The organism is Chryseobacterium mucoviscidosis (genome assembly GCF_002177115.1).
GTDB lineage: Bacteria > Bacteroidota > Bacteroidia > Flavobacteriales > Weeksellaceae > Chryseobacterium > Chryseobacterium mucoviscidosis.
Genome location: NZ_MVAG01000156.1, coordinates 1 through 252, shown reverse-complemented (window position 1 = coordinate 252; position 252 = coordinate 1). Strand labels below are relative to the sequence as shown.

Annotated in this window: 1 pseudogene; it reads right to left on the bottom strand. The window is 42.9% G+C overall.

The annotated features are described in order from the left end of the window. Positions 1 to 252 (bottom strand): annotated as a pseudogene (locus B0E34_RS22830) (hypothetical protein); the annotation flags it as partial.

Below are 252 nucleotides of genomic sequence, written 5' to 3'. Positions count from 1 at the left end.
TCTCTTTTTTTAGCATAGTACGCGCGTTATCAGTAAGTGCGTGAATGGCGGCTAACGGTTGATTTTGTTCATGGGCAATTTCGGTTGCCATCTGTCCAAGCGCCGCCAGTTTGCTGGACTCTGCCAGTTCACTACGCGTAATTTGTAATACTTGTTCAGCCTGACTGCGCTCTTTTATCTCCTGTATTAATTTTTGATTGATCAATTCCAGGGCAGATGTACGCTCTTTAACCTGTTTTTCTAATGTTTCAT